We start from the raw sequence: 26,136 nt of genomic DNA on the forward strand, positions 1-26,136 counted from the left end.
GACGCACGTCAAGGCGAGGCCGGGCGCGGAGAGCCATCCTCACCGCGCGCGTGGACGTCGAACCGGGCGATGCCGTTCAAACCGATCGCAAGCAAGGCGGCACGCGACCGGTCGGCCCCCGGTCGCGGCGCCGCGTGCTGCCTCGCCGGGGCGGCCTGGCTCGCCGGCGCTGCCGGCGCGCTGCTCACGAGCCCCGCCGCACCCGACGTCGGCCTACGCCCGGACGGGTTCCAGGAATCGCCCTATCGGGACCTGCGGCTCTTCGGGGCCGCATTCCACGCCATCCGGTCACGGGCGGCCGACATGCGCGGCGACGGTCCGTTGATCGACGCGGCCATCGTCGGGATGCTCGCCGCGCTGGACCGGCATTCACACTACCTCACCGCGGCCGAGTTCCGCCGGCTCGATGAGCAGGATACGGGGAGCTATGCCGGCATCGGCGTGGTCGTCGACGCGGACGGGACGGTGCGGCGCACGCTTCCCGATGCCCCGGCCGCGCGCGCCGGCCTCACGCCCGGGACAATCATCCAGGAGATCGACGGCGTCGCCATCGGGCGCATCGCGCCCGACCAGGTCGCCGACCGCCTGCGCGGAGAGCCGGACTCGGCGGTGCGCGTGCGGGTCGTCAGGCCGGGCGAGCCTGCCCCGGCCGAGATGGTCCTGATCCGGGAGTGGCTGCCGCTGCACCCGGTGCGTCTGAAAGCCCTGGATACCGTCGCCTATCTCGGGCTCGACCACTTCGACGAATTCACGACCGGCCGGCTGCTCAGGGCGGTGGCGAACCTGAAGGCCGGCATCGGCCGTGACAGGCTCACGGGGTTCATCCTGGACCTGCGCGGCAATCCGGGGGGCCTCGTCGTGCAGGCCGTCGCGGTGGCCGGGGCCTTCCTCGGACGGGGCGAGATCGTGCGACTGGTCGGCCGGGACCCCGGCAGCGTCGAGCGGTTCGCGCTGGACAGGACCGGTGCCGACGTGATCGACGGCCTTCCGTTGGTCGTGCTCGTCGACGGCGGGACCGCGTCCGCGGCCGAGATCGTCGCCGGCGCCCTTCAGGATCACCGGCGGGCGATTCTCATCGGGACGCGCACCTACGGCAAGGGGGCGGTCCAGACCACCTATGCCCACCGCGACGGGCGCGCGCTGCGCCTCACCACGGCCTGGTTCGTCACGCCCGCGGGCCGCCGGGTGGACGGCAACGGCATCGCACCCGACCGCGTGGTGACCCCGGACGGCATGGCGGCCGGGACGCAGGGCCGCCTATCGCCGGAGCCCGGTGCGGGCGGCGGCTCGCTGCAGGACGGCTTCGTCGCGGACGGCCTCATCGATCCGTCGCGGGACCGGCCGTTGACGGCGGCCGTGCAGCATCTGCTGGCCGTCAGCCAGAGCGGCGGCGGCGGCTTGATCCACCGCAACGACCCCAGTCCCAACCGGTGATGTCGTGCCGCCGCGAGCGGGAGAGCGACGGGTCGACCCATGGAGATGACGGCGGTTCCGGCGCGCGCGCGCGACATCGCCACTCCGACGGAGCTGTCGTCGCCCGGGCCGAGCGGGGCGTTCTGGGTGCGCGGCCTCGAGGCGCTCTGCGCCGAGCTCCGATGCGGGCTCGACGGGCTCGGCGCGGTCGACGCCGCGCGACGGCTCGAACGCTACGGGCCGAACAGCGATGCCGGGACGCGGGCCGGCGGCGCCCTGCAGGCCGTGCTCCGCCGCCTGCTCGAACCGCTCGCCCTGATCCTGATCGCGGCCGGCCTCGTCTCGGTCGTGACCGGCGACGTGGTGGGAGGCGTCATCATCGTCGCCATCCTCGGCCTGTCCATCGGACTCGACACGGTGCAGGAGGGCCACGCCACACGGGCCGCCGAGGCCCTGCGCCACACGGTGGCGCTGAAGGCCGAGGTCAGGCGGGACGGCAGCTTCGTCACGGTCCCGGTGGAGCAGGTGGTTCCCGGCGACATCCTGCGCATGCGGGCCGGCGACATCGTCCCGGCCGATGCCCTCGTGATCGACGGCGACGCCTTCACGGTGGCCGAGGCCGCCCTGACCGGCGAGCCCTACCCGGTGGAGAAGCGGGCCGGGCCGGTGACGTCTCCAGAGCCGGCGGAGGCCTCGAACGCCGTGTTCCGCGGCGCCGTCGTGCGGACGGGCAAGGCAACCGCCCTCGTCGTCGCGACCGGCCCCGCCACGATGTTCGGCGCGGCGGCCTCGGTTCTGGCCGAGGCGCGGGCATCCTCGCCCTTCCAGCGCGACCTCCACGCCTTCGGGCTCATGGTCGCCCGGCTGACCCTGGCCCTGGTGCTCAGCGTCCTGGCCGCCCGCGTCGTGCTCGGCCGCCCCGTGCTCGACTCCCTCCTGTTCGCGGTCGCGCTCGCCGTCGGCCTCACCCCGGAACTGCTGCCGATGGTCACGACGGTGACGCTCTCGCGGGGCGCGCTGCGCTTGGCGGCCCGCAAGGTCATCGTGAAGCGGCTCGCCGCGATCCACGACCTCGGCGCGATGACGGTGCTGTGCACCGACAAGACCGGGACGCTGACCTCGGCCGAGATCGCCCTGGGCCGCAGCCTCGATCCGGCGGGCCGCGAGGACGCGCGGCCGTCGCGGCTCGCGGCGGTCGCGGCCGATCTCGGCGGAGATCGCAGCTCGCTCGACGCGGCCCTCGTCGACCATCACCCGAACGCGGGCCGGGCGTGGGTCCTGGCCGGCCAGCGGGCGTTCGACTACGGGCGCCGCACCGGGTCGGTCCTCGCGCAGGGACCGGAGGGGCCGCTGCTGATCCTGAAGGGCGCGCCGGAGGCGGTCCTGGCGCTGTGCACCGCGCGCCGCGCCGGCGAGGGGACGGAGCCGATGGGCCCGGAGGAACGCGGCGCGGCCCTCGGGCAGGTCCGGAGCCTGGCCGAGGAGGGGCTGCGCACTATCGCGGTCGCGTCGCGGCCCTGGTCGGGGCCCATGCGGCCGCCCGGAACCGCGGACGAGGCCGACCTCGTCTTCGAGGGCTTCTGCGCCTTCGCCGACCCGCCCAAACCGACGGCCGCCGCCGCCGTCACGCGGCTCGCGCGCGCCGGCGTGCGCCTGAAGATCCTGTCCGGCGACGACCCGGTGGTCGTGCGCCGCCTTGCCAGCCTCGTCGGGCTTCACACCACCACGGTCCTGTCCGGCTCCGAGGTCGCGGCCCTGAGCGATGCGGCGCTCGCGGTGCAGGCCCGCAAGGTGGACGCCTTCGGACGGCTCACCCCGGACCAGAAGGCGCGCATCGTGCGGGCGCTTCAGGCCAGGGGCGCGATCGTGGGCTTCCTGGGTGACGGCATCAACGACGCGCCGGGCCTCGCGCAGGCCGATATCGGCCTCTCCGTCGAGGGCGCGACCGGGGTCGCGCAGGCCGCGGCCGACATGATCCTGCTCGCCTCGGACCTCGCGGTCGTCGCCGACGGCGTCGAGGAGGGGCGGCGGACCTTCACCAACATCCTGAAGTACATCCGCATGGGCGCGAGCTCGAACTTCGGCAACATGCTCTCGATGGCGGTCGCGTCGGTGACGCTGCCGTTCCTCCCGATGCTGCCGACGCAGATCCTTCTCAACAACCTGCTCTACGACCTCTCGGAGGTCGGCATCCCCTTCGACCATGTGGCGCCGTCCGCGACCGCCCGGCCACAGGTCTGGGACATGGCGGCCATCCTCCGGTTCGCGGGCGTGATGGGCCCGCTCTCGTCGCTGTTCGACCTCCTGACCTTCGGCGCCCTGCTCTTCCTCTTCGATGCCTCGGCGGAGGAATTCCGGACGGCCTGGTTCCTCGAATCCATGGCGACGCAGATCCTCGTGATCTTCGTCATCCGGACGAGCGGGCGCCCCTGGCGGGATCGTCCGAGCGCGGCGCTGGCGTGCTCCTCGCTCGCCGCGCTGGCGGCCGCGCTGGCCCTTCCCTTCACGCCGGCAGGGCCTTGGTTCGGCTTCCAGGCCCCGCCCCTGCCGACGCTCCTCGGCATCGCGCTGATCACCCTCGCCTACCTCGCGGCGGTCGAGACCGTGAAGCCCTGGGCCGCCCGCCCGCCGCACCGCGCCCGCCATCGGCGCGCCGAACCTTGATCTGCCTCAAGGCCGGCGGCGCCGGCCGGTTGAAGGATGGCCGAACCGCAGCCGGCGCGGTCCGGCACCGCTCACGGGATGGAGGCTTCCATGACCACGACGTTCGACGAGCGCGAGCGAGCCGCCGAACGCCGCTTCGTCCAGGAGGAAGAGGCGCGGTTCCACGCCCGCAACCGGCGCAACCGGCTCCTGGCCGCCTGGGCCTCCGAGCGGATGAACCTGACCGGCCAGGCGGCGGAAGACTACGTCACCGCCGTCACGGAGTACGCCGTCGTGACCGAGGACGAAGCGCTGATCGACAGGCTTCGGTCGGATCTCGGGGCGGCCGGCATCGACGCGACGATCCCCCGCCTGCGCACGGAGCTGGAGCGGTGCGCCGCGCTCGCCCAGGCCGAGCGGCGCGTCGGCGTCGCGCTGAATCGAGGCTCCTCCGTCTAGGCCGCGCCGCAGCGCCGAGGAGCCCCCGCGCCATCGCGCCAGCCAGAACGATCGGGAGACACGCCATGAGGAAGGACCCCATGACCGACAAGGACCTGCGCCGGGCGGTGCTCGACGAACTCGACTTCGACCCGAGCCTGGACGCCGGGGATATCGGCGTCGCCGTCTCCGAAGGGGTGGTGACGCTCACCGGCCATGTCGGCAGCTACGCCGAGAAGGTGGAGGCGGAGCGCGCCGTGCGCCGCGTCCGGGGCGTGCGCGCCATCGCGCAGGAGATCGCGGTCCGCTACGCCGACGCGAAGAAGGTGGCCGACGACCAGATCGCCGCCCGAGCGCTCGCGATCATCGACTGGTCGGTGCACCTGCCGAAGGACGCCATCCAGGTGAAGGTGGCCGGCGGCTGGGTCACGCTGACCGGCACGGTGGACTGGCAGTACCAAGTGGCGGGCGCCGAGGCGGCCGTCCGGAAGCTCACCGGCGTGCACGGCGTGACCAACCTCATCGAAATCCGGCGGCAGGTGCCCCCGGCGGCGGTCAAGGACAAGATCCTGGAGGCGTTCCGGCGGGGCGCCCTGTTCGAGGCGGAGGGGATCAAGGTCACCGTCACGGGGGACAAGGTGACCCTGGAAGGGGCGGTGACGGCCTGGGCCGAGCGCGATGCGGCCGAGCGCGCCGCATGGTCGGTGCCGGGCGTGCGCGCCGTCGAGGACCGCATCGTGGCCCTGAGCTGAGGAGGACCGCCATGTCCGGCGAATCGCACGCGCTCGACGCCGCCCCGCTCCAGGGTGGACGACCTCCGGGGAAACCCGATGCCCGGCCCGGACTGTCTCGCGTGACGCTGACGCTGGCGCGCTGCCCGGAGCATCCGGACGGCAGCACCGGACGGGGCTACGAGATCGTGGCGCCCCTCACGCCAGACGGGCACCTCGACCCGGCGCTCTGGCGCGAGACCCGCGACCGGTGCCGCGTCCGCCGCTTCTGGATCGGCGAGCCGGACCGGCACGGCCGCCTGGTGCACCGGGCCGGTGGCGAGGGCGGCGCGACTTGGCTGATCGACTACGAGGACTGGACGAACGAGGATGACGAGGCCGGCTACCATCTGGGTACCCACGTCTTCGTCGAAGGCGAGTACGTCTCGATCCGGGATGCCGGCGGCGCGGTCTACCGCACGTTCAAGGTCGCCCGCCTCACCCATCCGGACGGCGGGGACGGATCATGACGGGCGGGGGCGCGGACTGTCCCGTCTTGCCCCTGTGCCCGCCTCCGTCGGAGTTCGGGTCCGCCGAGAGCACCCTTCTGACGCGGTGGCGCACCTTCTGGCGCGATCTGCCGCTCGCCCGGGCCGGCGCGGTCGACCGTCTCCTGTACCGATGGGTGCGGCCGGCCGACATCGCAGCCCGTTCCGTCGGTTCGACGGAGGGGCGCGACGGCCGCGATGGCGGGGTCGGGATGGGGGGTGTGCGCGCGTGAGCGCGATGGAGCGTGCAGCCCCCCGCCGTCCCTCAGGGTGCGGCGATGATCTCCGGGGGCCGCCGGGCGGCAGGCGGTGCATCGTGCCGCGATGCCGGATGGCGTGGAGGCTTCGAACCGGGCGCCTTTGATCCACCGCAAGGCACGACCGCGGCGCGGCGCCGACCTGTTTCCATCCAGCGAGACTGGGGGCGCATGATGTCGATAGCCGAAGGGAAGACGCGCTCAAGGCTGAGCCACGAAGCGATCACCGCCCAGGGATGCGAGGCGGCGCAATCCCCCCCTGGCCCGACACGGCCCCCGACACTGCCCCCGACACTCCCCCTGGCACGCGCCCGGGACGCGCAGAGGGGCCGGCGGAAGTTTGCCCGCGACCCCACGCGCCCGTCGGGCGTGGATTGGACCTTGACCATCCGGCGCAGGCTGGATCGGTCCGGCGGCGTCTGGGCCGCGGAGATCGATGCCCTCGCCGCATCCGTATCCCGGGTCGTGAACGTCGAGGCGGACACGGACATCGTGCGCGAGGGCGACACGCCGACCGAATGCCGCCTTCTGCTGGAGGGTTGGACGTGCCGGTACGTCCCCTTGAAGGACGGCAGGCCGCAGATCCTCGGCCTGCAACTCGCCGGCGACGCCCTGGACCTGCAGGGCCTTCTGCGGGGCGAGATGGATCATGTCATCGCCACGCTCACCCCATGCCGCATCGGCATCATTCCGCACGGCGTCCTGCACGGGCTCGTCGAGCGGCATCCCGGCATCGGCCGTCTGATTCAGGTCGAAACCGCCACCGAGGCGGCCATAACCCGCCGCTGGCTCCTGAATGCGGGGCACCGTCAAGCCTATGCGGGGATGGCGCACCTGATCTGCGAACTCTTCACCCGGGCCGCGGTGGCCGGCATGACCGAGGCCTTCCGATTTCCGATGCCCCTGACGCAGACGGAACTCGGCAGCGCCCTGGGCCTCACATCGGTCCACGCGAACCGAACCATGAAGAGGCTCCAGCAGGCCGGGCTCGTGTCCAAGCGATGCCGATGGATGACCATCGAGGACTGGGACGGTCTCCGGAAGGTCGCCGAATTCGACCCTGCCTACCTGAACCTGGATTTCCCGCCCCCCTGACCCGGGGTGGACACGGCCCGGGTTCGGCTCCCCCCGGATCCGGGTTTGGAGCGGTCCTCGCGGAGGGACTCATCCGCGATTGCGTCCAGCCCGGGGGATGGCGCGGCCCCGAAGACGGCCCGAAGACGCCTCGCGCGGCACGCGCGCTTCGGGCCGTCGCGACACCCCGAAGGTCGGGCACCGATACCGTGATCGCAGTCAGGAAGGGACGCCCGGGGGGTTCGTCCAGCGCGCCCAGCACCGGCGCGTCGAGGCCTCCGATCGGGAGCGCCGCTCATGACCGGTGTCGGCGACCGCGGGCGCGCCACGCCGGGTCGTCGGCACCCGGCCGGGACAGGGCGCGGCGCAGGCTGGAGGCGCCGGCGTCGAGGACGCGGATCATCGCCCGGCCTCAGGTGACGACCGTCCAGTCGTCCAGGGTTTCGCCCGGGCGAGGCTCTTCGCCCGTGGTTGGACCGCACTGCATGATGTCGCCGTCGATCCGCCGACGGTCCGGATGCGGATGCGCATGCCGGTCCGGCCAGACCCAATCCCGCACCTCCGGCAGGTCGTCGCCGGTGCGACGGACATACGCGTGATGGGCCGCCAAGGCATCCCGCAGCGCCTGCTCGGCATGCTCGGCGCATGCCCCGAGATGGGGGACCGTCTGCAGCGCGGCGAGCGCGAGGTGGAAGCGGTCGAGGCGGTTCAGCACGCACATGTCGAAGGGCGTCGTGGTCGTGCCCTCCTCGATGAAGCCGTGGACGTGGAAGTTGCCATGGTTCGTCCGCTTGTAGGTCAGCCGATGGATGAGCCACGGATAGCCGTGATAGGCGAACACCACGGGCCGATCGGAGGTGAACAGGCTGTCGAAGGTTGCGTCGTCGAGCCCGTGGGGGTGCGTCTCGGGCGCAGGCAGCGTCATCAGGTCGACGACGTTCACCACCCGGACCTTGAGCGCGGGGACATGTCGGCGCAGCCAATCCACCGCGGCGAGCGTCTCCTGGGTCGGCACGTCGCCCGCGCAGGCCATCACCACATCCGGCTCCCCCGCACCCTCGTTGGAGGCCCAGTCCCAGATGTCGACGCCGGCCGCGCAATGGCGGACGGCCTCGTCCAGACTCAACCACTGCAGGGCCGGCTGCTTGCCGGCCACGACGACGTTGATGCGGTCGTAGGTGCGCAGGCAATGATCCATGACGCAGAGCAGGGTGTTCGCGTCCGGCGGCAGGTAGATGCGGGCCGTGTCGCCCCGCTTGTTGGCCACGAAGTCGATGAAGCCGGGGTCCTGGTGGCTGAAGCCGTTGTGGTCCTGCCGCCAGACATGGGACGAGAGAAGGATGTTGAGGGACGGCACCGGCCGGCGCCAGGGCAGGTCGCGCGCGGATTTCAGCCACTTGGCGTGCTGGTTCACCATCGAATCGACCACGTGCGCGAAGGCCTCGTAAGTCGCGAACAGGCCGTGCCGCCCGGTCAGCACGTAGCCCTCCAGCCAGCCCTCGCAGAGGTGCTCGCTCAGCACCTCCATGACGCGGCCGTCGCGGGCGAGGTTCTCGTCGCCCGGCAGGATCGCCTCCTGCCAGGCGCGGCTCGTCACCGCGAAGACCGCGTCGAGGCGGTTCGAGGCGGTCTCGTCCGGCCCCATGATGCGGAAGTTGCGCGCCGGCGCGTTCAGGGTCAGCACCTCCCGAAGGTAGGCCCCGAGCGCGCGGGTGGCCTCGGCCCTGGTGCGGCCGGGCTCCGGCACCGCGACGGCCGCCACGCTCAGGTCGGGTAGGCGCAGGGGCGCGCTCTTGTGCGCGTTGGCGTGCGGATTGGCCGAGATGCGCCGCGCCCCCTTCGGCGGCAGCGCGGCGAGTTCGGGGACGAGGGCGCCGTCCTCCGCGAACAGCTCCTCCGGACGATAGGAGCGCATCCAGGCTTCCAGGATCGCCCGGTGCTCCGCATTCTCCCGGACGGCGGCGACCGGCACTTGGTGCGCACGCCATGTGCCCTCGACGGGCTTGCCGTCCACGCAATGCGGCCCGGTCCAGCCCTTGGGGCTGCGCAGCACGATCATGGGCCAGCGGGGCCGCTCGACGGCGCCGCGTCCGGCACGCGCCCGGATCTCCGCGATGGTGTCGAAGGCGGCATCGAGGGCCGTGGCCATGGCCTGGTGCATCGGGGCCGGGTCGTCGCCCTCGACGAAGACCGGCGCGTAGCCGTAGCCGACGAGAAGGCTGCGCAGCTCGTCCGCGGGCATGCGGGCGAGGACCGTCGGGCTGGCGATCTTGTAGCCGTTGAGGTGCAGGATCGGCAGGACCGTGCCGTCGGAGCGCGGATCGAGGAACTTGTTCGCGTGCCAGGCGGCGGCGAGCGGCCCGGTCTCGGCCTCGCCGTCCCCGACGATGCAGGCGACGGTCAGGCCCGGATTGTCGAGGGCTGCCCCGAACGCATGCGCCAGAGAGTAGCCGAGTTCGCCGCCCTCGTGGATCGAGCCCGGCAGCTCGGGCGAGGCGTGGCTCGGGATGCCGCCGGGGAACGAGAACTGCCGGAACAGGCGGCCCATCCCGACCGCGTCCCGGGCCACGTCCGGGTAGATTTCGCTGTAGGTGCCCTCCAGGTAGGCGTTGGCCACGAGACCCGGCGCACCGTGGCCCGGTCCCCAAACGGCGATCATGTCGAGGTCGCGCTGCCGGATGATCCGGTTCAGGTGCGCGTAGATGAAGTTGAGGCCGGGCGTCGTCCCCCAGTGGCCGAGGAGCCGCGGCTTGACGTGCTCCGCCTTGAGCGGCTCGCGCAGGAGCGGGTTGGCCATGAGGTAGATCTGCCCGACCGACAGGTAGTTGGCGGCGCGCCAGTAGGCGTCGATCGTCCCGAGGCCATCGGGTCCGAGCGGCCCGGGCACGAAGGCCAGGCCGTGTCCGTCGTCCCGGCCTTCGCCGTCGCGGCGCTCCTTCGAGCCGTGCCTCGCGTCCATGTCGGCCTCCCGGCGGATCCGTAACCCGGGGCGGACCCTGCCGGGGGCCGGGCCCGGCGGCGTTGAGGTGGATCAAGGCCCTCCCCAGGCAGGACGGCAAGATGGCCCCGTCAGCCAAGACGGGAGCGAACGATGACCCTGGTGCTTCGATCCACCCACATCCGGACGGTGCGCCGCGTATGGATGCCGCTCAGGCTCGAGCCGCGGAACGACGCGGGCCGGCGCGTCGTGGCGGATGGCTACCACTACGGGCGCATCGGCAGTCTGCAGGCCCTGGCCCTGGCCATCGCGGCCTCGGCGGTGACGACTGTGCTGCTCTGGCTGGTCCTCTGAACCGAGCGACGCGGGGAGACGGGTGATGGACGACAAGACCGTGCACCAGCATGTGCTCGACGAGCTGGAATACGCTCCGATGATCGACGCGGCGCAGATCGGCGTCACCGTCGAGAACGGCATCGTGACCCTGACGGGGCATGTCCGCAACTACGCCGAGAAGGGCATCGCCGAGCGCGTCGTGCTGCGGGTCCGCGGCGTGCGGGGCGTGGTGGAGCGGATCGAGGTCCGTTATCCGAACTGCCCCATCGTCGGCGACGAGGCCCTGGCCGAGCGCTGCGCCCGGGTGCTCGCATGGGACGTGCAGATCCCGGAGAACGCGGTCACGCTCAAGGTCGAGAAGGGCTGCGTCACGCTCGACGGCTGTGTCCCGTTCTATCACCAGAAGGCGGCCGTCGATCAGGCGCTGCGGCGCCTGGCCGGCGTCACCGACATCGTCAATCTCATCGCGGTGAAGCCGCTGGCGCAGGCCACCGAGGTGAAGTCCCGCATCCTCGCGGCCCTGAGACGGAGCGCGCGGGATCCGGATACGATCCGCGTGCACGTGGACGGCGACAAGGTCACCCTCGACGGGTGCGTCGATGTCTGGAGCGAGCGCGAGATCGCCGAGCGGGCCGCGTGGTCGGCGCCCGGCGTCCGCGCCGTCGAGGATCGCCTGACCCTCGCGTGAGGCCGGTCCGATGCTGGCCATGGTCCTGCGGGAGATCGGCGCGGCCCTCGTACCGGAGGAGCGTCCGGACCCGGACCCCGGGCCGGGCGAGCTGCGCATCCGGGTCGAGGCCTGCGCGGTCTGCCGAACCGACATCCACGTCATCGACGGCGACCTGCCCCAGGCCGTCTACCCCATCGTGCCGGGACACGAGGTCGTCGGGCGCGTCGAGGCGGTCGGCGCGGGCGTGACGGCGCCGCGACCGGGCATGCGGGTCGGCGTACCTTGGCTCGGGCATGCCTGCGGGCACTGCGCCTACTGCGAGACGGGGCGCGAGAACCTCTGCGACGCCCCCGGCTTCACCGGCTGCACCCGCGACGGCGGCTTCGCGAGCCATCTCCTGGCCGAGGCCGCCTTCACCATCCCGCTCGACGCGCGCCTGGACCCGGTCGCGACGGCGCCCCTTCTGTGCGCCGGGCTGATCGGCTGGCGCACGCTGCGGATGGCCGGCGATGCCGGAACGGTCGGTCTCTACGGGTTCGGGGCGGCCGCCCACATCGTCGCCCAGATCTGCCGCTGGCAGGGGCGGCGCGTGTTCGCGCTGACCCGGCCGGGCGACCGGGACGCCCAGGACTTCGCGCGCACGCTGGGGGCCGCGTGGGCCGGCGGGTCGGACGAGGCGCCGCCCGAGCCGATGGACGCGGCCCTGATCTTCGCCCCGGACGGGAACCTCGTCCCGCGGGCCCTCGGCGCCCTGCGCAAGGGGGGCCGCGTGGTCTGCGGCGGCATCCACATGAGCGACATCCCGGCCTTCCCCTACGACCGGCTCTGGGGCGAGCGCTCCGTGCATTCGGTGGCGAACCTCACGCGCGAGGACGCCCGCACCTTCTTCGCCGTCGTGCCGCAGGCCGGCCTCGTCACGCACACCCGCACCTACGCGCTGACCCGCGCCAACGAGGCCGTGGCGGATCACCGGTCCGGCGCCCTCCGGGGCGCGGCGGTCCTCGTGCCCTGATCCCACGTCCCGGGCGCGAGGCCGTCCGGGCGGGGCACCGGGTCGAGGCGGTTTCGGGCGATCGGCGGGCACGATCCGGCCGGAACGCCGCCTCAGGCGCCCTGCCGCGGGAGCGTGTCGAGGGCCTGCCGGAGCAGGGCGTACTTTGCCAGCGTGACGCGCCACTCCCGGAACCAGTCGATCAGGCCGCCCCACGGATCGTTGAGCTGCCTCAGGCCCGCGACGAAGGCCACGACGGTCCCAAGATCCGTCTCGCCGTTCACCACGAGGTAGCCGCCCAGCCCCAGGGTCAGCGCCACCCCGGCATGGTGCATCAGGTTCATGAGGAAGTTCATCGAGAACTTCAGCTTGAAGATGCCCATGTTGAGCCGGAACACCCGCTCGATGCGTGCGTCCTGAAGTCCCGTGGCCTCGTGTCGGTGCCGGCCGATGATGCCGCCGCTGATGCGGCGCAAGGCGCCCGTCCGCGCGACCACGCGGCGGTTGATCGCCTGCTGCATCAGCGGCACGAAGACCATCTGCGGTACGAACACCGCCAGCGCCAGGGCCGCCATCAGCGGGTTGAGGTACAGCATGTACCCGAACGTCCCCAGCACGATGCCGCCCTCCAGGACCGGTTCCGAGACGCTCACGCCGACGAAGGCGCCGACCGGCTCCGCCTCCGCCAGGACGAGGGAGACCTCCACGCCCTCGACCGCCGCACGGTCGCCCGGGGCGAGGGTGCCGAGGTCTTGCAGCAGCGTCCTGCGGAGCCGGCGGACCGCGCTCTCGCTGACGTAGCTGCGGTATATGTTGAGCGCGAGCTTGAGGGCCCCCATCGCCGTGGCCGCCGCGATGTACAGGGCCGCGAGCAGGAGGATGGTTCGGGCGCTCCCGCCGGGAAGGGCCGCGTTGACGACCCGGCGCTGCAGCTCGAGGGGCGCCAGATCCGCCACGAAGAGGGCCGTCGCCATCGCCACCAGGGCCAGCTGATGGGCGCCGCTCGCGCTCGCGATGAAGGCCGGGAGGGTCCGCGGCGTCGCCAGCCCATCGCGGGAGGGCCCGAAACCGGGCAGGCCTGAAGCCAGGATCGCGGAAGCGGACGGCATGAGACCTCCATCCGCAACCTCATGTCCCCATCCGGCGGGACCGGGCATTGCGATCGGTCAATCGTCCCGGACATCGCGCCCACCGCGCGGCGGGACACGCGCCCTCGCGGCTTGCGCTGGCCCCGGTGCGGTTGAGCTGGATCAAGGCCCCGGCCACCCGCACGGGCAAGAGTCGCCGGGCCGGGCGGACGGGCCCGCGCCGGGAGGTGATCATGCGGATCTCCAACATCTTGGTCTCGGTCGACCGCGGGGCCACGGCCGTCGACCGCGTCCGGCTCGCCGCCGACATCGCCTGGCGCTTCGACACCACCCTGATCGGCGTCGCCGCGCGGCAGCTCGTCACCATGATCCCGGTCGAGAGCGCCGACGCGTCGCAGCGCATCTTCGAGATCGAGGAGACGCGGGCGAAGGAGGAGCTGGCCGAAGGGCGGGCGCTGTTCGAGCGCGAGGCCGGCGAGCGGGTCAGGACCGCGTGGCGGGAGGCGCTGGCCGAGCCCCTGGCCTTCCTGGTGGAACAGGCCCGCGCCGCCGGCCTCGTGGTGGTGAGCCGTCAGGGGCCGGCCGACGGCGATCCCGGGCCGATGGGTGTCGCCGCGGGCGGCCTGCTGATGGAGGCGGGGCGTCCCGTCCTCATCGTGCCGCCCGGTCTCCATCGGCTCTCGGCCAAGCGGATCGTCGTGGCCTGGAAGGACACCCGCGAGGCGCGCAGGGCCGTCCACGACGCCCTGCCGTTCCTGGTGCGGGCCGACCAAGTCCATGTCGCGGTCGCGGGTCCGGAGGCGCGCCGCGAAGGCGCCACGGACGTCGCCGCGTACCTGTCGGGGCACGGCATCCGCGTCGCCACGCACCTGCTGCACAAGCCCGAGATCAGCGTCGCGGACGAGATCCTCCGCTTCGCCCGGCGGGAGGAGGCGGATCTGATCGTCATGGGCGCCTACGGCCATTCCCGGCTGCGCGAGTGGGTCTTCGGGGGCGCGACCCGCGAGATGCTGGAGACCACCACCGTCTGCTGCCTGATGAGCCACTGATGCGCACGACCCGCCTCCTTCTCGCCGGCGTCCTGGCTGCCCTCCCCCCTCTGCCCGCCGTGTCGGCGCCGGCCTGGAACCTGCAGATCCGGCAAGGCGAGACCCTCGCGCGGACCAACTGCGCCCGGTGCCACGCCATCGGGCGGGCCGGGGAAAGTCCGCTGCGGGCCGCGCCCCCCTTCCGCGATCTCCACACGCGCTACCCCGTCGAGGATCTCGGCGAGGCGCTCACCGAGGGGATCCGCACGGGCCACCCGACCATGCCCGAGTTCCGGTTCGATCCGGACCAGGCGCAAGACCTGATCGCCTACCTGAAATCGCTGGAACGCTGAGGGAGAGCCTCGATGTACCTCCGCTGCCTCCTCGTCCCGACCGGCCCGGGGATCGACGCGACGCGTCGGCTGGACGCGGCCCTGCGCCTCGGGCGGCGCCTGCACGCGCATATCGGCGTCGCCTTCATGGCGCCCGGCCCGGAGCACGTGCTGGCCGCCATGGCGAGCCTCGTGCCGATGGACGGCACGACCATCGAGGCCATCCAGCAGAGCGTCCGGGAATCGGCGGCCGAGGGCAAGGCGGCCTTCGAGGCGTGGTGCGGACGCGCGGGCGTGCCGGTGATCGCGAAGGCCGAGCGCCTGGACGCCACCTTCGCCACGTGGACCGAACTCTCCGGAGAGGTCGAGCCGCTCCTGACGCTGACCGGGCGGGTCAACGACCTCGTCATCGTCGACCGCCCGGATCCGGACGAGCCGTTCACGGGCCGCGCCCTCGACACCGCCCTGTTCGCCGTCGGCCGGCCGACCCTGGTCGTCGGCGAACACATCCCCCACGACCTGCTGGACCATATCGTGATCGCCTGGAACGGCAGCCTGGAGGCGACGCGCCTGATCGGCCAGTCCATCACGCTGCTGCACGAGGCCGCGCGCGTCACGGTCGTGCACGCGCAGACCGAGCGCTTCGCGGAGGTGCGGGCAGCGGATCTGTGCGCCTATCTGCGCTGGCACGGCATCGTGGCGGAGGCCGTCAGTCTGCCGGTCGAGGACGGGACGCCGGTCGGCGCGGCGATCCTGGCGGAGGCGGGACGGCGCAACGCCTCCCTGCTGGCCATGGGCGCCTACACGCACAGCCGCGTGCGCGAGTTCCTGCTCGGCGGCGTCACCCGCCATGTCATCGAACACGCCGGCATTCCGGTGCTCATGGCCCACTGAGTGCGGACCTGGGCAGAGCGCTCGGTTTCGACCGGGCGCCCGGTCGCGATGTGGTTCCACCGCCGCAGCCGGGTCCGGGGGGCGCCGGTTGCGCCTCTGCGTCCGGATCCGGCCGGAGAGCGCAATTGTAGCCGGTATCGACGGCGCGCCAGAACAGGTCCCGGAACGCCGCCCCGTGGCGCGAGAGGATGGCGTCGATCAGGACCCGGGCCGCGGCGGCGTCCGCCGCGCTCCAGTCCCCCGGGCGTGGGGCCGGCGGCAGCGTCCCAGCCTCGTCGGCTCCTGCCGCGTCGGCTCCTGCCCCGTCGGCCCCTGCCGCGTCGGCGTCTGGCGCGGGGTCAGGCATTGGCGAGGCAGCGCTCGATCTCCTCGACCGGGTGCTTGGTCAGATCCTTGTCGACCTCCGCCACGACGACCCGCCGCAGGCGCTCGGGCAACGCGCGCCGCATCTCGGCGAGGGTCTTCGGCGGGGCGACGACGATCAGGGCCGTGACCGGATCGAAGGCGTCCAGCGCGTGGGCGACCGCTTTCGCGAAGCGTCGCTCGGCGAGATCATGCCAGTCCGTCTGCGCGATGGCGCTGCGCTGGTCTCCGAGCCTGACCCGCGGCGGCCTGTCGGTGCCCTGCGCGTGGGTCGGCGGGTTCGGGGGCGCCTCGAACGCGAGCTGGACCTGGAGGTCCGGCTTCGGGTGGACGCTCACGTTGCGGAGCACCAGGGCCTTGCGGCCGTCGCAGACGACGACGTAGCCGCCGTGCGGGATCATGCGGGTGCGTGTATCGGACATGCCGCCCATCCCTGCTCTCAGTGGCTCATCAGGCAGCAGACCGGGGCGCCGGCCAGCAGTTCGCGGGTGACGCCGCCGACGACCCACTCGCGCAGACGCCCGTGCCCGTAGGCGCCCGTGACGATCAGGTCCGCCCCATGCTCTGCCGCCGCCTCGACGAGCGCCAGGGACACCAACTCGCCCTGGGCATCGCGCCGGACGCGGATCGCGGAGACGTCATGGGCCTGAAGGAGGCGGAGGGTATCCTGCCCTTCGGAACTGGCTCCGTCGTCGACGGAGACGACGAGCACCTCCGAGGCGCGCTTCAGGAAGGGCAGCGCGTCCCAGACCGCCCGGCGCGCCTCGCGCGTGTTCTTCCAGCCGATCACCACGCGCTTCGCGTCGAGATGGTCCAGATCCGGCGGCACCACCAGCACCGGACGGCCGAGCTGCATGACCGCATCGGCCGGATCCACCGCGAACAGGGGGGGCCCGGGGACTCCGCGGCCGACCACCACGAGGTCGGCGGCCGCGGACTGTGCCGCCAGGAACGCCACCGGGACATCGAGGTTGGAGCGCCACTCGAGGCGGTTGCGGCCGCCGGCCGCCGCCGCGAAGGCCTCGTGGGCGACCCGGAGGTCGTTCAGGACGGTCTCGCCGGAATCGGCCAGCGCGTAGGCGCTCGCCGGCGTCGGGCCCACCGGCGGGACGACATAGGCCGGCTGCTCCGCGGCGACGCCGATCAGGCGGGCGTTGAAGTCGTCGGCGAGGCGGCCTGCCAGGCGCACGCGGTTTCGCGCGCCATCCGTCAGGTCCATGGCGACCATGATGCTCGCATAGGTCATGGAACGTCTCCGGCTCGAAGGACGGCGGCGGGATGACGGCGGGCCCGGCCGGCGCCTCCCGTCGGTTCGGGCCTCAGCCCAGCGTCGGTCAGCCCAGCGTCAGGTGGTCCTCGACGGCGCGCACGCCCGGCGCCGACCACGCCGCGTTCTCGGCGAGCCGGCGCTCGTGCCACGCGTTCACCTTGCCCTCCAGGACGACCTTCGCGTCCTTGACGGTGACCTTGATGGCGTCCGCCTCGAGTTCGGCGTTGCGCTTCAGCGCCGCCAGGATCTTCGCACGCACATCGGGCACGCTCGCCTTCGGCGCCACCTCGATGGTGTTGAGGATGCCGGCCACGCCCGCGAGGCGCTTGATCGACCGGTAGGCTTCTTCCTTCTGATACTGCCAGTCGACCCGGCCGGTCAGCGTCACCCAGCCGTTCTGAACTTTCACCTGCACCGCACCCTTCGGCACGGTCGCGGACCAGTCGAGCATCTGCACGGCGCGCTGGGCGAGGTCCTCGTCGCGCGGCGGCGTCTCGCCGCCGAAGCGGACCTTGATCTCCTCGACGACGCCGCGCACCCCGCGCACCTTCTGGGCCGCCTTCTCGGCGGCGACGCGCTCCGTGTAGCTGGCGACGTGGCCCGTGAGCGTGACGATGCCGTTCTCGACGGCGACGCCGATATGTGCGGCGTCGATGCTCGGGTCGAAGTCCAACTCGTCGATGACGTTCTGGCGGATCAGCTTGTCGCCCATGTCGGTCTCCTCCGATGACGTCCAGGCCGTGCCCGGTCCACGCCGACGCTAGGCCCGGCAGGCGGTCGGGCATTGATCCAGCGCAAAGGGGGCGCCCGCCGGCCTCCGATCCGGCATCGGGCAGGCCCGGGGGCCGCCGGCAACGGCGCAGCCGGCGGTCACGGTGGAGACCATCGCCCGGGCCTCGAACAACCGGTCGAACTGCGGCACGTCCGAGAAGGCGCGCGGAACGCGTGCGTTGCCCGAGATCAGGGCGAAGGGGATACCCTTCCGGCGCAGGGCGCAGGCCAGCGGGAAGCCGGAGCCGTGATTCAGGTCGATGCTGACCACCGCGAAGTCCGGAGGCGTCTCGTCCAGGCAGCGGGCCGCCTCCGCGCTGGTTCCGTAGGGTCCGCGCACCGCGCAGCCGGCCTCGGCGAGGACGTCCTCCAGCCACATGCCCGGCAGGGCCTGCGGCTCCGCCACCAGCACGACCGGCCTGTCCCCTGGTCCGCTCCTCATCGCCCGTCTCCCGGTGCCGTTGCGGTGCGACCAGGATGGACCGGTCGGTCCGGTCCGCGTTGCGCCAGATCAAGGGCGGCGTGACCGTACCGCTCAGGACCATGCCGGGCTCCTGCCGGACTCATGCCGGGCTCATGCCGCGGAACGCGACGCGGCCGGCTTCGCCGCGAACCGGATCGAGCGGGCCACCCTGAGGGCCGCCGCGAGGTCGTCCCGGTCGGTGCCGTAGCGGTGCCAGAGATTCTCCAGCCAGTCCGGAGGCCCGGCCTCGGCCTCCGGGATCTCGGAAAACGGCACATGGTACATGCCGTCGAGCGCCTCGATGCCGTAGCCGGTGACGGCCCATTGCCGGCCCTGCCAATGCACGGGGGCGGTGAGATCGTGGCTCATGGGGATGCCTCCTTATACCGTGGCCTCGGACAGTTGGGCGACCAGGCAGGTGTCGGCCCGCAGACGCCAGTCGACGATGCCGGCCGCTTCGCAGAACAGCGCCTGGGCCGCGCAGGCCGCGGTGCCCTCCGACCGGGCGGGGACGATGACCTGGTGCTGCAGGATACGGTGGTCGTGGCCGCTATCGTCCGGCACGACCTTGTGGAAGGTCACGAGGTATTGGCGCATGGTGCGCCTCCTGTCCGAGAATCCCTTCAGCCTGGGGCCCGCAGGGACCGGCGGCCTTGATCCAGCGCAAGGATGGGCGCCCGGTCAGGTTTCCGGGGCCGGCGGGAAGAGACGGTCTCGGCTGGGCTCGGTCCCGATGCCGGCCGCCGCCCGGGCGGCCCGGTGCGCCTGCGTCTTCCCGTGCAGCGGCCAGTACCGCTCCATCGCCAGGTAGGTGAACGAGGCCGACCACCCGATCAGGAGCAGGCCGTTGAGGGCCTCGACCCCGGCGAGCAGCCGCGTGTGCGAGCTCGGGAAATGGTCGCCGAACCCGAGGGACGTGTAGGCCACCACGGAGAAGTACAGGCAGTCCTCGAAGGTCTCGACCGGCGCGCCCGCGAAGGTGCCGATGCCGAGCCGGAGCACGAGCAGCCAGTAGGCGCCGGCGTAGATCCAGACGGCGACGGTGTGTCCGACGAAGGTCATCAGCACCACGGCCAGGATGCGGACCCGCGGCGGGACCGGCAGCTCGGACAGGTGCTCCGAGGTCAGCCGCAGCGTCTCGTAGAGGACCAGGATCGTGGACACGACGAGGGCGACGCTGGCCGTCATGGCGAGGAGCATGGCGCTGGACCGGACGACTGTTCCCCTCGACCCTGCCTGAGACACCGCGGACCTCATTGACCTGGCTCAAGCGGCCCCGCAGCCGCGCGGTGATCCAGATCAAAGCGCGTCCTTCCCGGATGGCCTCCTCTACAAGCGGCGCCCCGCGACGGGCGCCCCGACAGGGGAGACGACCATGGCCGACGTGCATGTGGCCGAGGAACTCTGGTCCACCAGCATGCTGCCTGAGGGCATTCTGGAGCGGTGGTTCGTGGCGGACGGAGCGCGCGTGCGCGCCGGCGAGGCCGTGGCCGCCGTCCGCATCGGCGATGCCCTGCACGACATCGCCTCGCCGGCCGAGGGCTGCCTGACGGTCCTCGCCCCCGTGAACCAAGTGGTCGACCCCGGCTGCGTCATCGCCGAGGTCCACGCCTGACGCCGCGCCGCGGCGATGGTTTCAACACCGGCCGTGGCGCGGCGCCCGGCCGGTCCTATCGGAGGCAGATCATGTCCCGCGCGGACCCGGCCCCAACACAATCGCCGACGTGGCGGACGGACGAGATTCTGGTCAGCATCCTGCAGTACACGGCCGGCATCGCGCTGGTGCTGACGGCGTGGGTGCTGGCCTTCACCGACCATGCCCGTGCGGCGGGGTCCGCGCTGCTGCCGGGCTTGCTCATCATCATGCTCTACGGCGCCAACCAGATCCGCTTCCGGGCCGTGCTGGAACGGACGGTCCTGCTCGTCGGGGTTTGGACGCTGGTCGCACCCTGGGCCCTCGGCTTCGCGGCGAATGACGGCGCGACCTGGGCGCATGTCGTTCTCGGGAGCCTGGCCGTCGCCTCCGCCACGGCCCTGCTGCGGATCGCGAGGCGGCCATGACGGTCTCGCGGCCCGCCGCCTGCGCGGCGCTCCTCGCCGGCCTTCTGGCGGTCGGAACCGGCGCCGCGGCGGCCGATCCCGACGAGGGTCACCGCCTCCGGGGATGGACCATCGCCACGCAGCTCTGCAGCCCGTGTCACGTCATCGGTCGCGTCCCGCAGGCCGGCGACGCCATGGGACCGTCCTTCGTCCGGATCGCCAACATGCCCTCGACGACCGGACTGGCGCTCAACGTCTTCCTGCAGAGCCACCACCAGCGCATGCCGAGCCTGCGGCTCGACCGCGACGAGATGGATGCGGTCATCGACTACATCCTCAGCCTCAAGGAGGCCGAGGCCATCCGGCCATGAGGCGCGGCACGCTTTCGGAGCCGTCCGGGACGAGACGCGGATTCCGTCCGCAGACATGCCTGCCGCCCGTCAGGCCGCCCGCGACGGCCTCGGAGCCGGGCAGGCCCCGCGCCGGACGGCCGCGGCTTCCTGGCGTCAGCGATGGGCTGGGCGTCGGCGATGCACCGGTCGCGCGGGTCGCGGCCTTCGGGGCGGCCGTCGCGTCTCCGCGCCGTCAGGATACCGGAACCGAGGCGCCGGAGGTATCGGCCTTCAGGTGCTCCCGGAACCACCGCGCCGCGTGCTGTGCCACCGTCTCGAGCGTCCCCGGCTCCTCGAAAAGGTGCGACGCACCGGGCACGACGACCAGGCGCTTGACGCAGGTCAGACGGGCCAGGGCCGCCTCGTTCAGGGCGAGGACCTCGGGGTCGCGGCTTCCCACGAGCAGCAGCGTCGGAGCCCGCACGCGGGCCAGGGTCGCGCCCGCCAGGTCGGGTCGGCCGCCGCGCGACACGATCGCCCCGACCTGATCCGGCTCGGCGGCGGCCGCAATCAGCGCGGCCGCAGCCCCGGTGCTCGCGCCGAAATAGCCCCGCGGGAGCCGCCGCAGATCCCGCTGGCCGGAGAGCCACGCGGCCACGGAGCGCAGCCGCCCGGCCAGGAACGGGATGTCGAAACGCAGCTGGCCGGTCCGGCGGTCGGCCGTCTCTTCGCTCGGGGTCAGAAGGTCCGCCAGCACCGTCGCGAAGCCCACCGCATTGAGCGCCTGCGCGACGCTGCGGTTGCGCGGGCTGAAGCGGCCGCTTCCGGACCCGTGCGCGAACAGGATGACGCCGCGGGGCGTGCGCGGAACGTGCAGGTCGGCCGCCAGGAACGCCGCGGCGGCCGGAATCCGGATCTGCTGCTCGCGCGGAGCGAGGATTTCGTCCATGGCCAGCTCCTCCGCTGGGGAGAGGATCGCGCCGGCGGCTCAGAGGCCGACCGGGAAGGTTTCCGGCACCTCGCCCGCATCCCACTCGGCCGTCCGCTCCAGGGGCGTCACCGCGCGTGTCTCGTCGAAGTGGAGGATCGCGTCGAACTGCTCCGGAAGGCAGGCTCGGGCATAATGGCTCTGCAGCTCCGTATCGGGCCGGTAGATGACGCCGATCGCCCGCTCGATCCGGTCGGTCCGGAGGATTTGCTCCGCCTCCCCGCCGAGGGTGAGGGGCAGCAGGAAGCGGCCTATGCCGAGGGCGTGGAACAAGGCCTCGTAGCTGTCGGGTCGCGCGGGACGCACGCGCTTGCGCTCGGCCGGCTGATCCCAGTCGGAGGCGGCCGTCACGGTCCCCGCGTAGGTGGTGAAGCCGACGCTCACGACGGCGCGGCCGTGGCGTTCCCGCAGCAGCTGCCCCAGGTTCAGTTCGCCCCGCTCGCCCATCGCAGTGGCGCGGGCGTCGCCGAGATGGGAGTTGTGCGCCCAGACGGCGATCTTCACCGGGCCGGGCCGGCGCTCCAGATGCGCCACCAGCCGCTCCAGGCTGTCGGCCATGTGGCGGTCCCGCAGGTTCCAGGAGGAGACCTCCGCCAGGAACATCGTGCGGTAATAGGCTTCGGCGCTCTTGACGACCCGTGCGTTCTGCTCGGCGTTGAAGAGTTCCTCGCCATCGGCGCTGCCGCTCCAGGACAGGGTATCGGCCGTGCGCCGCTGCAGCGCCAGGAGCTGGGCGACGGCCTGCTCCTGGCAGGATCCGATGCCCTTCAGCCCGGTCATGAAGCCGTAGGCCTGGCCGCTGTCGCCGAACCGGTCGAAGCAGGCGTAGCGCGTACGCGCCACCGCGGCGGCGGCCGGGTCGACGGCTTCCAGGCAGCGGAGCACCGCCTTCATCGAGGCGCGCAGGCTGTAGAGATCGATGCCGTACACGCCCACCCGCGCCTGCGCCGGCAGGCCCTGGTTGTGGATGCGCAGCCACTCGACGAACTCGACCATCTGGGTGTTGCGCCACATCCAGGTGGGGAAGCGGCGGAAGCCGGCGAGCGCCTCGACGGCGTCGAGGTCGTCGCTGTCGCCGCGGACGTAGCGGTTCACCCGCCAGGCATCCGGCCAGTCGGCCTCGATGGCCACGGCCCCGAAGCCCTTGTCGGTGATCAGCCGCCGGGTGATCTCCGCCCGTTCCCGGTAGAACTCGTGCGTCCCGTGGGAGGCCTCGCCGAGGAGCGCGAAGCGCGCGTCGCCGATCAGCGCCAGCAGCGGATCGTAGTCGTCGGGGCCGCCTTCCAGGGGGATCGCCGCCGCGCGCAGGCGGCGGAGGACCGTGGGGTCCGGCGCGTCGTCGGCGTGCGCCGCGGCGGGATCGGCCGCACCCGCGGCCTGCGCGCGCCCGAGCAGCCGGCGCACCTCGTCGTCGCTCGTCTGCGTGAAATCCCGGTACGCGGCGCCCACCGCCCAGAACGGTTCGGGCAGGTCGGCGCAGACGACCGCATCCGCCTTGTGTTTCAGCCGCTCGACCGTCTCGCGGGAGGCGGTGGGCACGGCCACGACCACCTCCTTCGGCTGGCGCTGCCGGATCGCCCGGATGGCGGCCTGCATCGAGGCGCCGGTGGCCAGGCCATCGTCCACCAGGATGACGGTGCGCCCGCGGACATCGGCGGGCGCACGCCCGCCGCGATAGACGCGCTCGCGCCGCAGGAGCTCCTCTTGCTCCTGCGCGGTGACCGCGTCGATCAGGTAGGGGGGGACCTTCAGGGACGCGACGATGTCCTGGTTGAGAACCCGCACACCGCCGCTGGCGATGGCACCCATGGCGAGTTCCTCGTAGCCCGGCACGCCGAGCTTGCGCACGATGAACACGTCGAGGGGCGCGTGCAGCGCGTCGGCCACCGCGGCCGCCACCGGAACGCCGCCGCGCGGCAGCGCCAGGATCACGACGTCGGAGCGCCCGGCGAAGGCGGCGAGTCCGTTGACGAGTTCCCGACCCGCTTCGGCGCGGTCGCGAAAGATGCGCTCGGCCATCGCCACCCTCCCGCTGCGCGGATCCCGGAACAGGATCGTCGTTCTCCGGGGCGGGCGACCCGACGCGTCGGGCCCGCCCCGGGCTCGCGTTCGAATGCCGGCTACGCGGCCTGAACGGCGATCGTCTTCTCGGCCTTCGCCTCCGCGGTCTTCGGCAGCGTCACCGTCAGCACGCCGTTCTTGAGGACCGCCTCGATCTTGCTCGCGTCGACGCCCGGCGGCATGCGGAAGGCCCGCTCGATGGCGCCGAACCGGCGCTCGGACAGGTAGAAGCCCTCGCCCTTGCGTTCCTGGTCTTGCCGCTTCTCCCCCTTGATCATCAGCATGCCGTCGGTGACTTTGACCTCGACATGCTTCTCATCGATCCCGGGAAGCTCGGCCGTGACTTCGTAGCAGGTCGGCTTGTTCTGTATGTCGGCCACGGGAGACAGTTGCCACAGCGCGCCGCCGGTGAACGGCGTGGTGGCCGCCCCGAGGAAATCGAAGGGCACGCGCTTCAGGCTGCGCGCCAGGTCGTCGATGAGATGATCGATGTCCCGGCGCACATTCTCGAACGGACGCCATTCGGCCGGTGCGGACGCGCGCTCCGACCCGTCGCTGCTGACCGACACTTTTGTACCGGACTCGGCCATGGGGAATGCCTCCTCTCAAGAAGTGGTCCGCATCGGTAGGGCCCGCACCCCGATGCGGCATTGATTCACCTCAAGATCAACCGCGCCAGAAGACACGAAAATAAACGATAATCAGAATACGAATATTTGGAAAAACGACGACATCAACAAGACATCGAGACAGCCCCAGGCTGTCCACGCAGGATCTCCATCCGCACCGCAGGCGCGCGCGGGCGGCCGGGATCCAGCCGTCGGTCCCAGGGCGGCCTGCCCGCGCGCCTTCGTCAGCGATGATGCGCGGAGACGGCGCGCAGAACCTCGCCCGACAGCCCGGCGCCGACCTTGTGGGAGATGTCCCCGAGGCTCACCATGCCGACGAGCTTCTGGTCGGCGTCGATGACCGGAAGGCGGCGGACCCGCTTGTTCTCCATGATCTTGATCGCCAGAGCGAGATCGTCATCCGGAGCGCAGCAGGCGACCCGGGTGGTCATCACGTCGGTCGCGGTCATCGTCTGCGGGTCCTTGCCGTCCGCCAGGGCGCGGCACGCGATGTCCCGGTCGGTGACGATGCCGACCAAGTGGCCGTCCGACTTGACGGGCAGCGCGCCCACATCGGCATCCCGCATCTGCCGCGCAATCACGTCGACGCGCGTCTCGGCCGAGACGAAAGTCGCACCTTTGTGCATGACGTCACGGACTTTCATGAGCTTGGCCTCGTGCTGATGGTTTCGGATCCGCCCCGGAATCGCCTCCGCGCGGATTCTGTCTGAAACCCTCTTCCGGCTGGAATGACCGGCATTGATGCAGGTCAACGGAAGTTTCGTTCAGCTCAAGACTTCGTCCGAAGCTCTTGCCCGAAGCACAGGCGTTCCGCGGGCCCCGGCGACCGGTGCGCGAAACCTTCCGCGGCTCAGTGCGCCATCAGGGTCGGCACCGTTATCCTGCGGAGGAGGTCGCGGCTCGCCCCGCCGAGGAAGACCTCGCGCAGGCGGGAATGGCCGTAGGTCCCCATCACGAGAAGGTCGACGCCGGCCTGGGCGACCTCCGCCAGCAGGGTTTCGCCGACGGTGGTGCCGCTGATGATCGCGCGGTAATCGGCGGCGATGCCGTGGCGACCCAGATGCTTCACCACGCGGGCGCCGCCCTCGCTAACGCCGGCCACCGCCTCCGTCTGCACCGTGAGGACGCGCACGCGCTCGGCGCGGCTCAAGAGCGGCAGCGCATCGGCCAGCGCCCGTGCGGCCGCGGCGCTGCCGTCCCAGGCCACCGTGACGGCGCCGAACCGCGCCGGCCGGCCCCACCGCGCCGGCACCACGAGGATCGGCCGGCCCGCTCCGAGGAGAAGGTCTTCGATATAGGCATCCGCCGGCTTGTCGCGGCCCGGATCGGCCCGCTCGACCACGATGAGATCGGCGAGGCGGGCCCGATCCAGCAGGGGGCTCCGGATGTCGCCCGCGCTCCCGCTCAGGGTTTCCGTCTCCATCGGCACGTCGGCGGTTCTGGCGGCGTAGGACAGGTCGTCGGCGGCGTCGCGCACCACCGCGAGGGCGGCCTCACGGGCCGAGAGGGCGAAGCCATAGGGCAGCTCCGCCAGGGGGGCCTCATCGCCGCCCTCCGGCTGGAGGTACAGGCATCCGGCCGCGGCCCCGACCTCCCGGGCCAGGGACAGCGCGTAGGGCCCGGCGGCCTCTCCGACCGCGTCCGCGACGATGAGCAGATCCTTGATCATGGCGCGCATCCTGTGAGGGCGAACCGGAGGACGATCCGCGTTCCGGTCCAGGCCGCCAGGGTGCGCCGATGGGCACGGCGAGCCTTGATTCATCGCAAAGAGGCCGGACGGCCGGCCTTTGATGTCCCTCAATGCCGCGCCCGGGCGTGAGGCGGATCCTGGCGGCTCACTCGGGCACGCGGAGGCGGGC

At 72.2% G+C, this 26,136-nt stretch carries 29 protein-coding genes; 15 read left to right on the top strand and 14 right to left on the bottom strand.

The genetic code is table 11. The features are described 5' to 3' along the window. Positions 1–69: 69 nt before the first annotated feature. From MCBMB27_RS17020 to MCBMB27_RS17050, 6 genes are all read left to right on the top strand, one after another. Entirely contained in the window at positions 70–1,434 is a 1,365-nt protein-coding gene (locus MCBMB27_RS17020; protein WP_075380910.1) for a S41 family peptidase, read from the top strand. 39 nt (positions 1,435–1,473) lie between these two features. Next, entirely contained in the window at positions 1,474–4,077 is a 2,604-nt protein-coding gene (gene mgtA, locus MCBMB27_RS17025) for a magnesium-translocating P-type ATPase (protein WP_083683582.1), read from the top strand. 90 nt (positions 4,078–4,167) lie between these two features. Continuing rightward, positions 4,168–4,515, top strand: a complete 348-nt coding sequence (locus MCBMB27_RS17030; protein WP_043352687.1) for a DUF1476 domain-containing protein — start codon at positions 4,168–4,170, stop codon at positions 4,513–4,515. Between the two features lie 80 nt (positions 4,516–4,595). After that, positions 4,596–5,246: a BON domain-containing protein gene (locus tag MCBMB27_RS17035; RefSeq protein WP_053610287.1), complete on the top strand. Its 651-nt coding sequence runs from the start codon at positions 4,596–4,598 to the stop codon at positions 5,244–5,246. A gap of 11 nt (positions 5,247–5,257) precedes the next feature. Beyond that, positions 5,258–5,734, top strand: coding sequence for a hypothetical protein (locus MCBMB27_RS17040; protein WP_081948758.1), 477 nt, complete (start codon positions 5,258–5,260; stop codon positions 5,732–5,734). 656 nt (positions 5,735–6,390) lie between these two features. Then, a complete protein-coding gene (locus tag MCBMB27_RS17050) occupies positions 6,391–7,104 on the top strand; it encodes a Crp/Fnr family transcriptional regulator (protein ID WP_158713301.1) in 714 nt (237 codons plus the stop codon). A gap of 391 nt (positions 7,105–7,495) precedes the next feature. On the opposite strand, the gene MCBMB27_RS17055 is transcribed toward MCBMB27_RS17050, so the two are convergent. Further along, entirely contained in the window at positions 7,496–10,042 is a 2,547-nt protein-coding gene (locus MCBMB27_RS17055; RefSeq protein ID WP_043759287.1) for a phosphoketolase family protein, read from the bottom strand. 132 nt (positions 10,043–10,174) lie between these two features. Between MCBMB27_RS17055 and MCBMB27_RS17060 the strand changes: the two genes are divergently transcribed. Genes MCBMB27_RS17060 through MCBMB27_RS17070 form a run of 3 tightly spaced genes read left to right on the top strand, consistent with a single transcriptional unit; the run spans position 10,175 to position 12,039 of the window. Continuing rightward, entirely contained in the window at positions 10,175–10,375 is a 201-nt protein-coding gene (locus MCBMB27_RS17060) for a hypothetical protein (protein ID WP_043759288.1), read from the top strand. 25 nt (positions 10,376–10,400) lie between these two features. Beyond that, positions 10,401–11,045, top strand: a complete 645-nt coding sequence (locus tag MCBMB27_RS17065) for a BON domain-containing protein (protein WP_043352669.1) — start codon at positions 10,401–10,403, stop codon at positions 11,043–11,045. Between the two features lie 10 nt (positions 11,046–11,055). Continuing rightward, entirely contained in the window at positions 11,056–12,039 is a 984-nt protein-coding gene (locus MCBMB27_RS17070) for a zinc-dependent alcohol dehydrogenase family protein (RefSeq protein WP_075380912.1), read from the top strand. Between the two features lie 92 nt (positions 12,040–12,131). Here MCBMB27_RS17070 and MCBMB27_RS17075 read toward each other — a convergent pair whose 3' ends face one another. Then, positions 12,132–13,127 carry an ABC transporter ATP-binding protein gene (locus tag MCBMB27_RS17075; protein ID WP_043352660.1) on the bottom strand — a complete coding sequence of 332 codons (996 nt, stop codon included), beginning with the start codon at positions 13,125–13,127 and terminating at the stop codon, positions 12,132–12,134. A 212-nt stretch (positions 13,128–13,339) separates the two neighbouring features. Here MCBMB27_RS17075 and MCBMB27_RS17080 point away from each other — a divergent pair, with 212 nt between their 5' ends. Genes MCBMB27_RS17080 through MCBMB27_RS17090 form a run of 3 tightly spaced genes read left to right on the top strand, consistent with a single transcriptional unit; the run spans position 13,340 to position 15,360 of the window. After that, positions 13,340–14,155, top strand: coding sequence for a universal stress protein (locus MCBMB27_RS17080; protein ID WP_043387218.1), 816 nt, complete (start codon positions 13,340–13,342; stop codon positions 14,153–14,155). After that, a complete protein-coding gene (locus MCBMB27_RS17085) occupies positions 14,155–14,487 on the top strand; it encodes a c-type cytochrome (protein WP_053610283.1) in 333 nt (110 codons plus the stop codon). The genes MCBMB27_RS17080 and MCBMB27_RS17085 overlap by 1 nt, the downstream gene beginning before the upstream one ends. Positions 14,488–14,499: 12 nt before the next feature. Then, positions 14,500–15,360: a universal stress protein gene (locus tag MCBMB27_RS17090; RefSeq protein ID WP_075380913.1), complete on the top strand. Its 861-nt coding sequence runs from the start codon at positions 14,500–14,502 to the stop codon at positions 15,358–15,360. Positions 15,361–15,698: 338 nt separating this feature from the next. Here the strand turns inward: MCBMB27_RS17090 and MCBMB27_RS17095 are convergent, their stop codons facing one another. The 7 genes from MCBMB27_RS17095 to MCBMB27_RS17125 all read right to left on the bottom strand — a co-directional run bounded on the left by MCBMB27_RS17095 (position 15,699) and on the right by MCBMB27_RS17125 (position 19,427). Then, a complete protein-coding gene (locus tag MCBMB27_RS17095; protein ID WP_043352661.1) occupies positions 15,699–16,145 on the bottom strand; it encodes a host attachment protein in 447 nt (148 codons plus the stop codon). Positions 16,146–16,162: 17 nt separating this feature from the next. Further along, positions 16,163–16,969, bottom strand: coding sequence for a universal stress protein (locus MCBMB27_RS17100; RefSeq protein ID WP_043352654.1), 807 nt, complete (start codon positions 16,967–16,969; stop codon positions 16,163–16,165). Between the two features lie 88 nt (positions 16,970–17,057). Then, on the bottom strand, positions 17,058–17,705 hold the full coding sequence (locus tag MCBMB27_RS17105) for a BON domain-containing protein (protein ID WP_043387185.1): 648 nt from the start codon (positions 17,703–17,705) through the stop codon (positions 17,058–17,060). Positions 17,706–17,753: 48 nt separating this feature from the next. Beyond that, positions 17,754–18,206, bottom strand: a complete 453-nt coding sequence (locus MCBMB27_RS17110) for a response regulator (protein ID WP_043352641.1) — start codon at positions 18,204–18,206, stop codon at positions 17,754–17,756. 132 nt (positions 18,207–18,338) lie between these two features. Then, positions 18,339–18,596: a hypothetical protein gene (locus MCBMB27_RS17115; protein ID WP_043352639.1), complete on the bottom strand. Its 258-nt coding sequence runs from the start codon at positions 18,594–18,596 to the stop codon at positions 18,339–18,341. Positions 18,597–18,608: 12 nt separating this feature from the next. Beyond that, positions 18,609–18,824 carry a hypothetical protein gene (locus tag MCBMB27_RS17120; protein ID WP_043352636.1) on the bottom strand — a complete coding sequence of 72 codons (216 nt, stop codon included), beginning with the start codon at positions 18,822–18,824 and terminating at the stop codon, positions 18,609–18,611. Between the two features lie 84 nt (positions 18,825–18,908). After that, a complete protein-coding gene (locus tag MCBMB27_RS17125; RefSeq protein ID WP_043352634.1) occupies positions 18,909–19,427 on the bottom strand; it encodes a potassium channel family protein in 519 nt (172 codons plus the stop codon). Positions 19,428–19,602: 175 nt separating this feature from the next. On the opposite strand from MCBMB27_RS17125, the gene MCBMB27_RS17130 reads away from it, so the two are divergent. The 3 genes from MCBMB27_RS17130 to MCBMB27_RS17140 all read left to right on the top strand — a co-directional run bounded on the left by MCBMB27_RS17130 (position 19,603) and on the right by MCBMB27_RS17140 (position 20,638). Next, complete coding sequence (locus MCBMB27_RS17130) at positions 19,603–19,842, top strand: biotin/lipoyl-containing protein (RefSeq protein WP_043352632.1); 240 nt, start codon at positions 19,603–19,605, stop codon at positions 19,840–19,842. Between the two features lie 71 nt (positions 19,843–19,913). Next, positions 19,914–20,288, top strand: coding sequence for an SPW repeat protein (locus MCBMB27_RS17135; RefSeq protein WP_043387180.1), 375 nt, complete (start codon positions 19,914–19,916; stop codon positions 20,286–20,288). Continuing rightward, positions 20,285–20,638, top strand: coding sequence for a c-type cytochrome (locus MCBMB27_RS17140; protein WP_043352630.1), 354 nt, complete (start codon positions 20,285–20,287; stop codon positions 20,636–20,638). Before MCBMB27_RS17135 ends, MCBMB27_RS17140 begins: the two co-directional genes overlap by 4 nt. Before the next feature lie 214 nt (positions 20,639–20,852). Here the strand turns inward: MCBMB27_RS17140 and MCBMB27_RS17145 are convergent, their stop codons facing one another. The 5 genes from MCBMB27_RS17145 to MCBMB27_RS17165 all read right to left on the bottom strand — a co-directional run bounded on the left by MCBMB27_RS17145 (position 20,853) and on the right by MCBMB27_RS17165 (position 25,946). Then, positions 20,853–21,548, bottom strand: coding sequence for a dienelactone hydrolase family protein (locus tag MCBMB27_RS17145; protein ID WP_043387178.1), 696 nt, complete (start codon positions 21,546–21,548; stop codon positions 20,853–20,855). Between the two features lie 39 nt (positions 21,549–21,587). After that, positions 21,588–23,606 carry an erythromycin esterase family protein gene (locus tag MCBMB27_RS17150; protein WP_075380914.1) on the bottom strand — a complete coding sequence of 673 codons (2,019 nt, stop codon included), beginning with the start codon at positions 23,604–23,606 and terminating at the stop codon, positions 21,588–21,590. 101 nt (positions 23,607–23,707) lie between these two features. Then, positions 23,708–24,238 carry an Hsp20/alpha crystallin family protein gene (locus MCBMB27_RS17155; protein ID WP_043759316.1) on the bottom strand — a complete coding sequence of 177 codons (531 nt, stop codon included), beginning with the start codon at positions 24,236–24,238 and terminating at the stop codon, positions 23,708–23,710. 263 nt (positions 24,239–24,501) lie between these two features. Further along, entirely contained in the window at positions 24,502–24,921 is a 420-nt protein-coding gene (locus MCBMB27_RS17160) for a CBS domain-containing protein (RefSeq protein WP_043352646.1), read from the bottom strand. 206 nt (positions 24,922–25,127) lie between these two features. Next, complete coding sequence (locus MCBMB27_RS17165) at positions 25,128–25,946, bottom strand: universal stress protein (RefSeq protein ID WP_075382003.1); 819 nt, start codon at positions 25,944–25,946, stop codon at positions 25,128–25,130. Positions 25,947–26,136: the final 190 nt, after the last annotated feature.

Origin of the sequence: Methylobacterium phyllosphaerae (assembly GCF_001936175.1) — a bacterium.
Lineage (GTDB): Bacteria > Pseudomonadota > Alphaproteobacteria > Rhizobiales > Beijerinckiaceae > Methylobacterium > Methylobacterium fujisawaense.

What these genes read in the sequence shown, in the direction of transcription:
- mgtA (WP_083683582.1), top strand. Translation starts at nt 1,474, where the DNA reads ATGGAGATGACGGCGGTTCCGGCGCGCGCGCGCGACATCGCCACTCCG.
- MCBMB27_RS17065 (WP_043352669.1), top strand. Translation starts at nt 10,401, where the DNA reads ATGGACGACAAGACCGTGCACCAGCATGTGCTCGACGAGCTGGAATAC.
- MCBMB27_RS17085 (WP_053610283.1), top strand. Translation starts at nt 14,155, where the DNA reads ATGCGCACGACCCGCCTCCTTCTCGCCGGCGTCCTGGCTGCCCTCCCC.
- MCBMB27_RS17165 (WP_075382003.1), bottom strand. Translation starts at nt 25,946, where the DNA reads ATGATCAAGGATCTGCTCATCGTCGCGGACGCGGTCGGAGAGGCCGCC.
- MCBMB27_RS17095 (WP_043352661.1), bottom strand. Translation starts at nt 16,145, where the DNA reads ATGTCCGATACACGCACCCGCATGATCCCGCACGGCGGCTACGTCGTC.
- MCBMB27_RS17075 (WP_043352660.1), bottom strand. Translation starts at nt 13,127, where the DNA reads ATGCCGTCCGCTTCCGCGATCCTGGCTTCAGGCCTGCCCGGTTTCGGG.
- MCBMB27_RS17150 (WP_075380914.1), bottom strand. Translation starts at nt 23,606, where the DNA reads ATGGCCGAGCGCATCTTTCGCGACCGCGCCGAAGCGGGTCGGGAACTC.
- MCBMB27_RS17125 (WP_043352634.1), bottom strand. Translation starts at nt 19,427, where the DNA reads ATGCTCCTCGCCATGACGGCCAGCGTCGCCCTCGTCGTGTCCACGATC.
- MCBMB27_RS17080 (WP_043387218.1), top strand. Translation starts at nt 13,340, where the DNA reads ATGCGGATCTCCAACATCTTGGTCTCGGTCGACCGCGGGGCCACGGCC.
- MCBMB27_RS17090 (WP_075380913.1), top strand. Translation starts at nt 14,500, where the DNA reads ATGTACCTCCGCTGCCTCCTCGTCCCGACCGGCCCGGGGATCGACGCG.
- MCBMB27_RS17020 (WP_075380910.1), top strand. Translation starts at nt 70, where the DNA reads ATGCCGTTCAAACCGATCGCAAGCAAGGCGGCACGCGACCGGTCGGCC.
- MCBMB27_RS17115 (WP_043352639.1), bottom strand. Translation starts at nt 18,596, where the DNA reads ATGAGCCACGATCTCACCGCCCCCGTGCATTGGCAGGGCCGGCAATGG.
- MCBMB27_RS17135 (WP_043387180.1), top strand. Translation starts at nt 19,914, where the DNA reads ATGTCCCGCGCGGACCCGGCCCCAACACAATCGCCGACGTGGCGGACG.
- MCBMB27_RS17070 (WP_075380912.1), top strand. Translation starts at nt 11,056, where the DNA reads ATGCTGGCCATGGTCCTGCGGGAGATCGGCGCGGCCCTCGTACCGGAG.
- MCBMB27_RS17030 (WP_043352687.1), top strand. Translation starts at nt 4,168, where the DNA reads ATGACCACGACGTTCGACGAGCGCGAGCGAGCCGCCGAACGCCGCTTC.
- MCBMB27_RS17120 (WP_043352636.1), bottom strand. Translation starts at nt 18,824, where the DNA reads ATGCGCCAATACCTCGTGACCTTCCACAAGGTCGTGCCGGACGATAGC.
- MCBMB27_RS17055 (WP_043759287.1), bottom strand. Translation starts at nt 10,042, where the DNA reads ATGGACGCGAGGCACGGCTCGAAGGAGCGCCGCGACGGCGAAGGCCGG.
- MCBMB27_RS17110 (WP_043352641.1), bottom strand. Translation starts at nt 18,206, where the DNA reads ATGAGGAGCGGACCAGGGGACAGGCCGGTCGTGCTGGTGGCGGAGCCG.
- MCBMB27_RS17060 (WP_043759288.1), top strand. Translation starts at nt 10,175, where the DNA reads ATGACCCTGGTGCTTCGATCCACCCACATCCGGACGGTGCGCCGCGTA.
- MCBMB27_RS17145 (WP_043387178.1), bottom strand. Translation starts at nt 21,548, where the DNA reads ATGGACGAAATCCTCGCTCCGCGCGAGCAGCAGATCCGGATTCCGGCC.
- MCBMB27_RS17155 (WP_043759316.1), bottom strand. Translation starts at nt 24,238, where the DNA reads ATGGCCGAGTCCGGTACAAAAGTGTCGGTCAGCAGCGACGGGTCGGAG.
- MCBMB27_RS17040 (WP_081948758.1), top strand. Translation starts at nt 5,258, where the DNA reads ATGTCCGGCGAATCGCACGCGCTCGACGCCGCCCCGCTCCAGGGTGGA.
- MCBMB27_RS17160 (WP_043352646.1), bottom strand. Translation starts at nt 24,921, where the DNA reads ATGAAAGTCCGTGACGTCATGCACAAAGGTGCGACTTTCGTCTCGGCC.
- MCBMB27_RS17100 (WP_043352654.1), bottom strand. Translation starts at nt 16,969, where the DNA reads ATGACCTATGCGAGCATCATGGTCGCCATGGACCTGACGGATGGCGCG.
- MCBMB27_RS17130 (WP_043352632.1), top strand. Translation starts at nt 19,603, where the DNA reads ATGGCCGACGTGCATGTGGCCGAGGAACTCTGGTCCACCAGCATGCTG.
- MCBMB27_RS17035 (WP_053610287.1), top strand. Translation starts at nt 4,596, where the DNA reads ATGACCGACAAGGACCTGCGCCGGGCGGTGCTCGACGAACTCGACTTC.
- MCBMB27_RS17105 (WP_043387185.1), bottom strand. Translation starts at nt 17,705, where the DNA reads ATGGGCGACAAGCTGATCCGCCAGAACGTCATCGACGAGTTGGACTTC.
- MCBMB27_RS17140 (WP_043352630.1), top strand. Translation starts at nt 20,285, where the DNA reads ATGACGGTCTCGCGGCCCGCCGCCTGCGCGGCGCTCCTCGCCGGCCTT.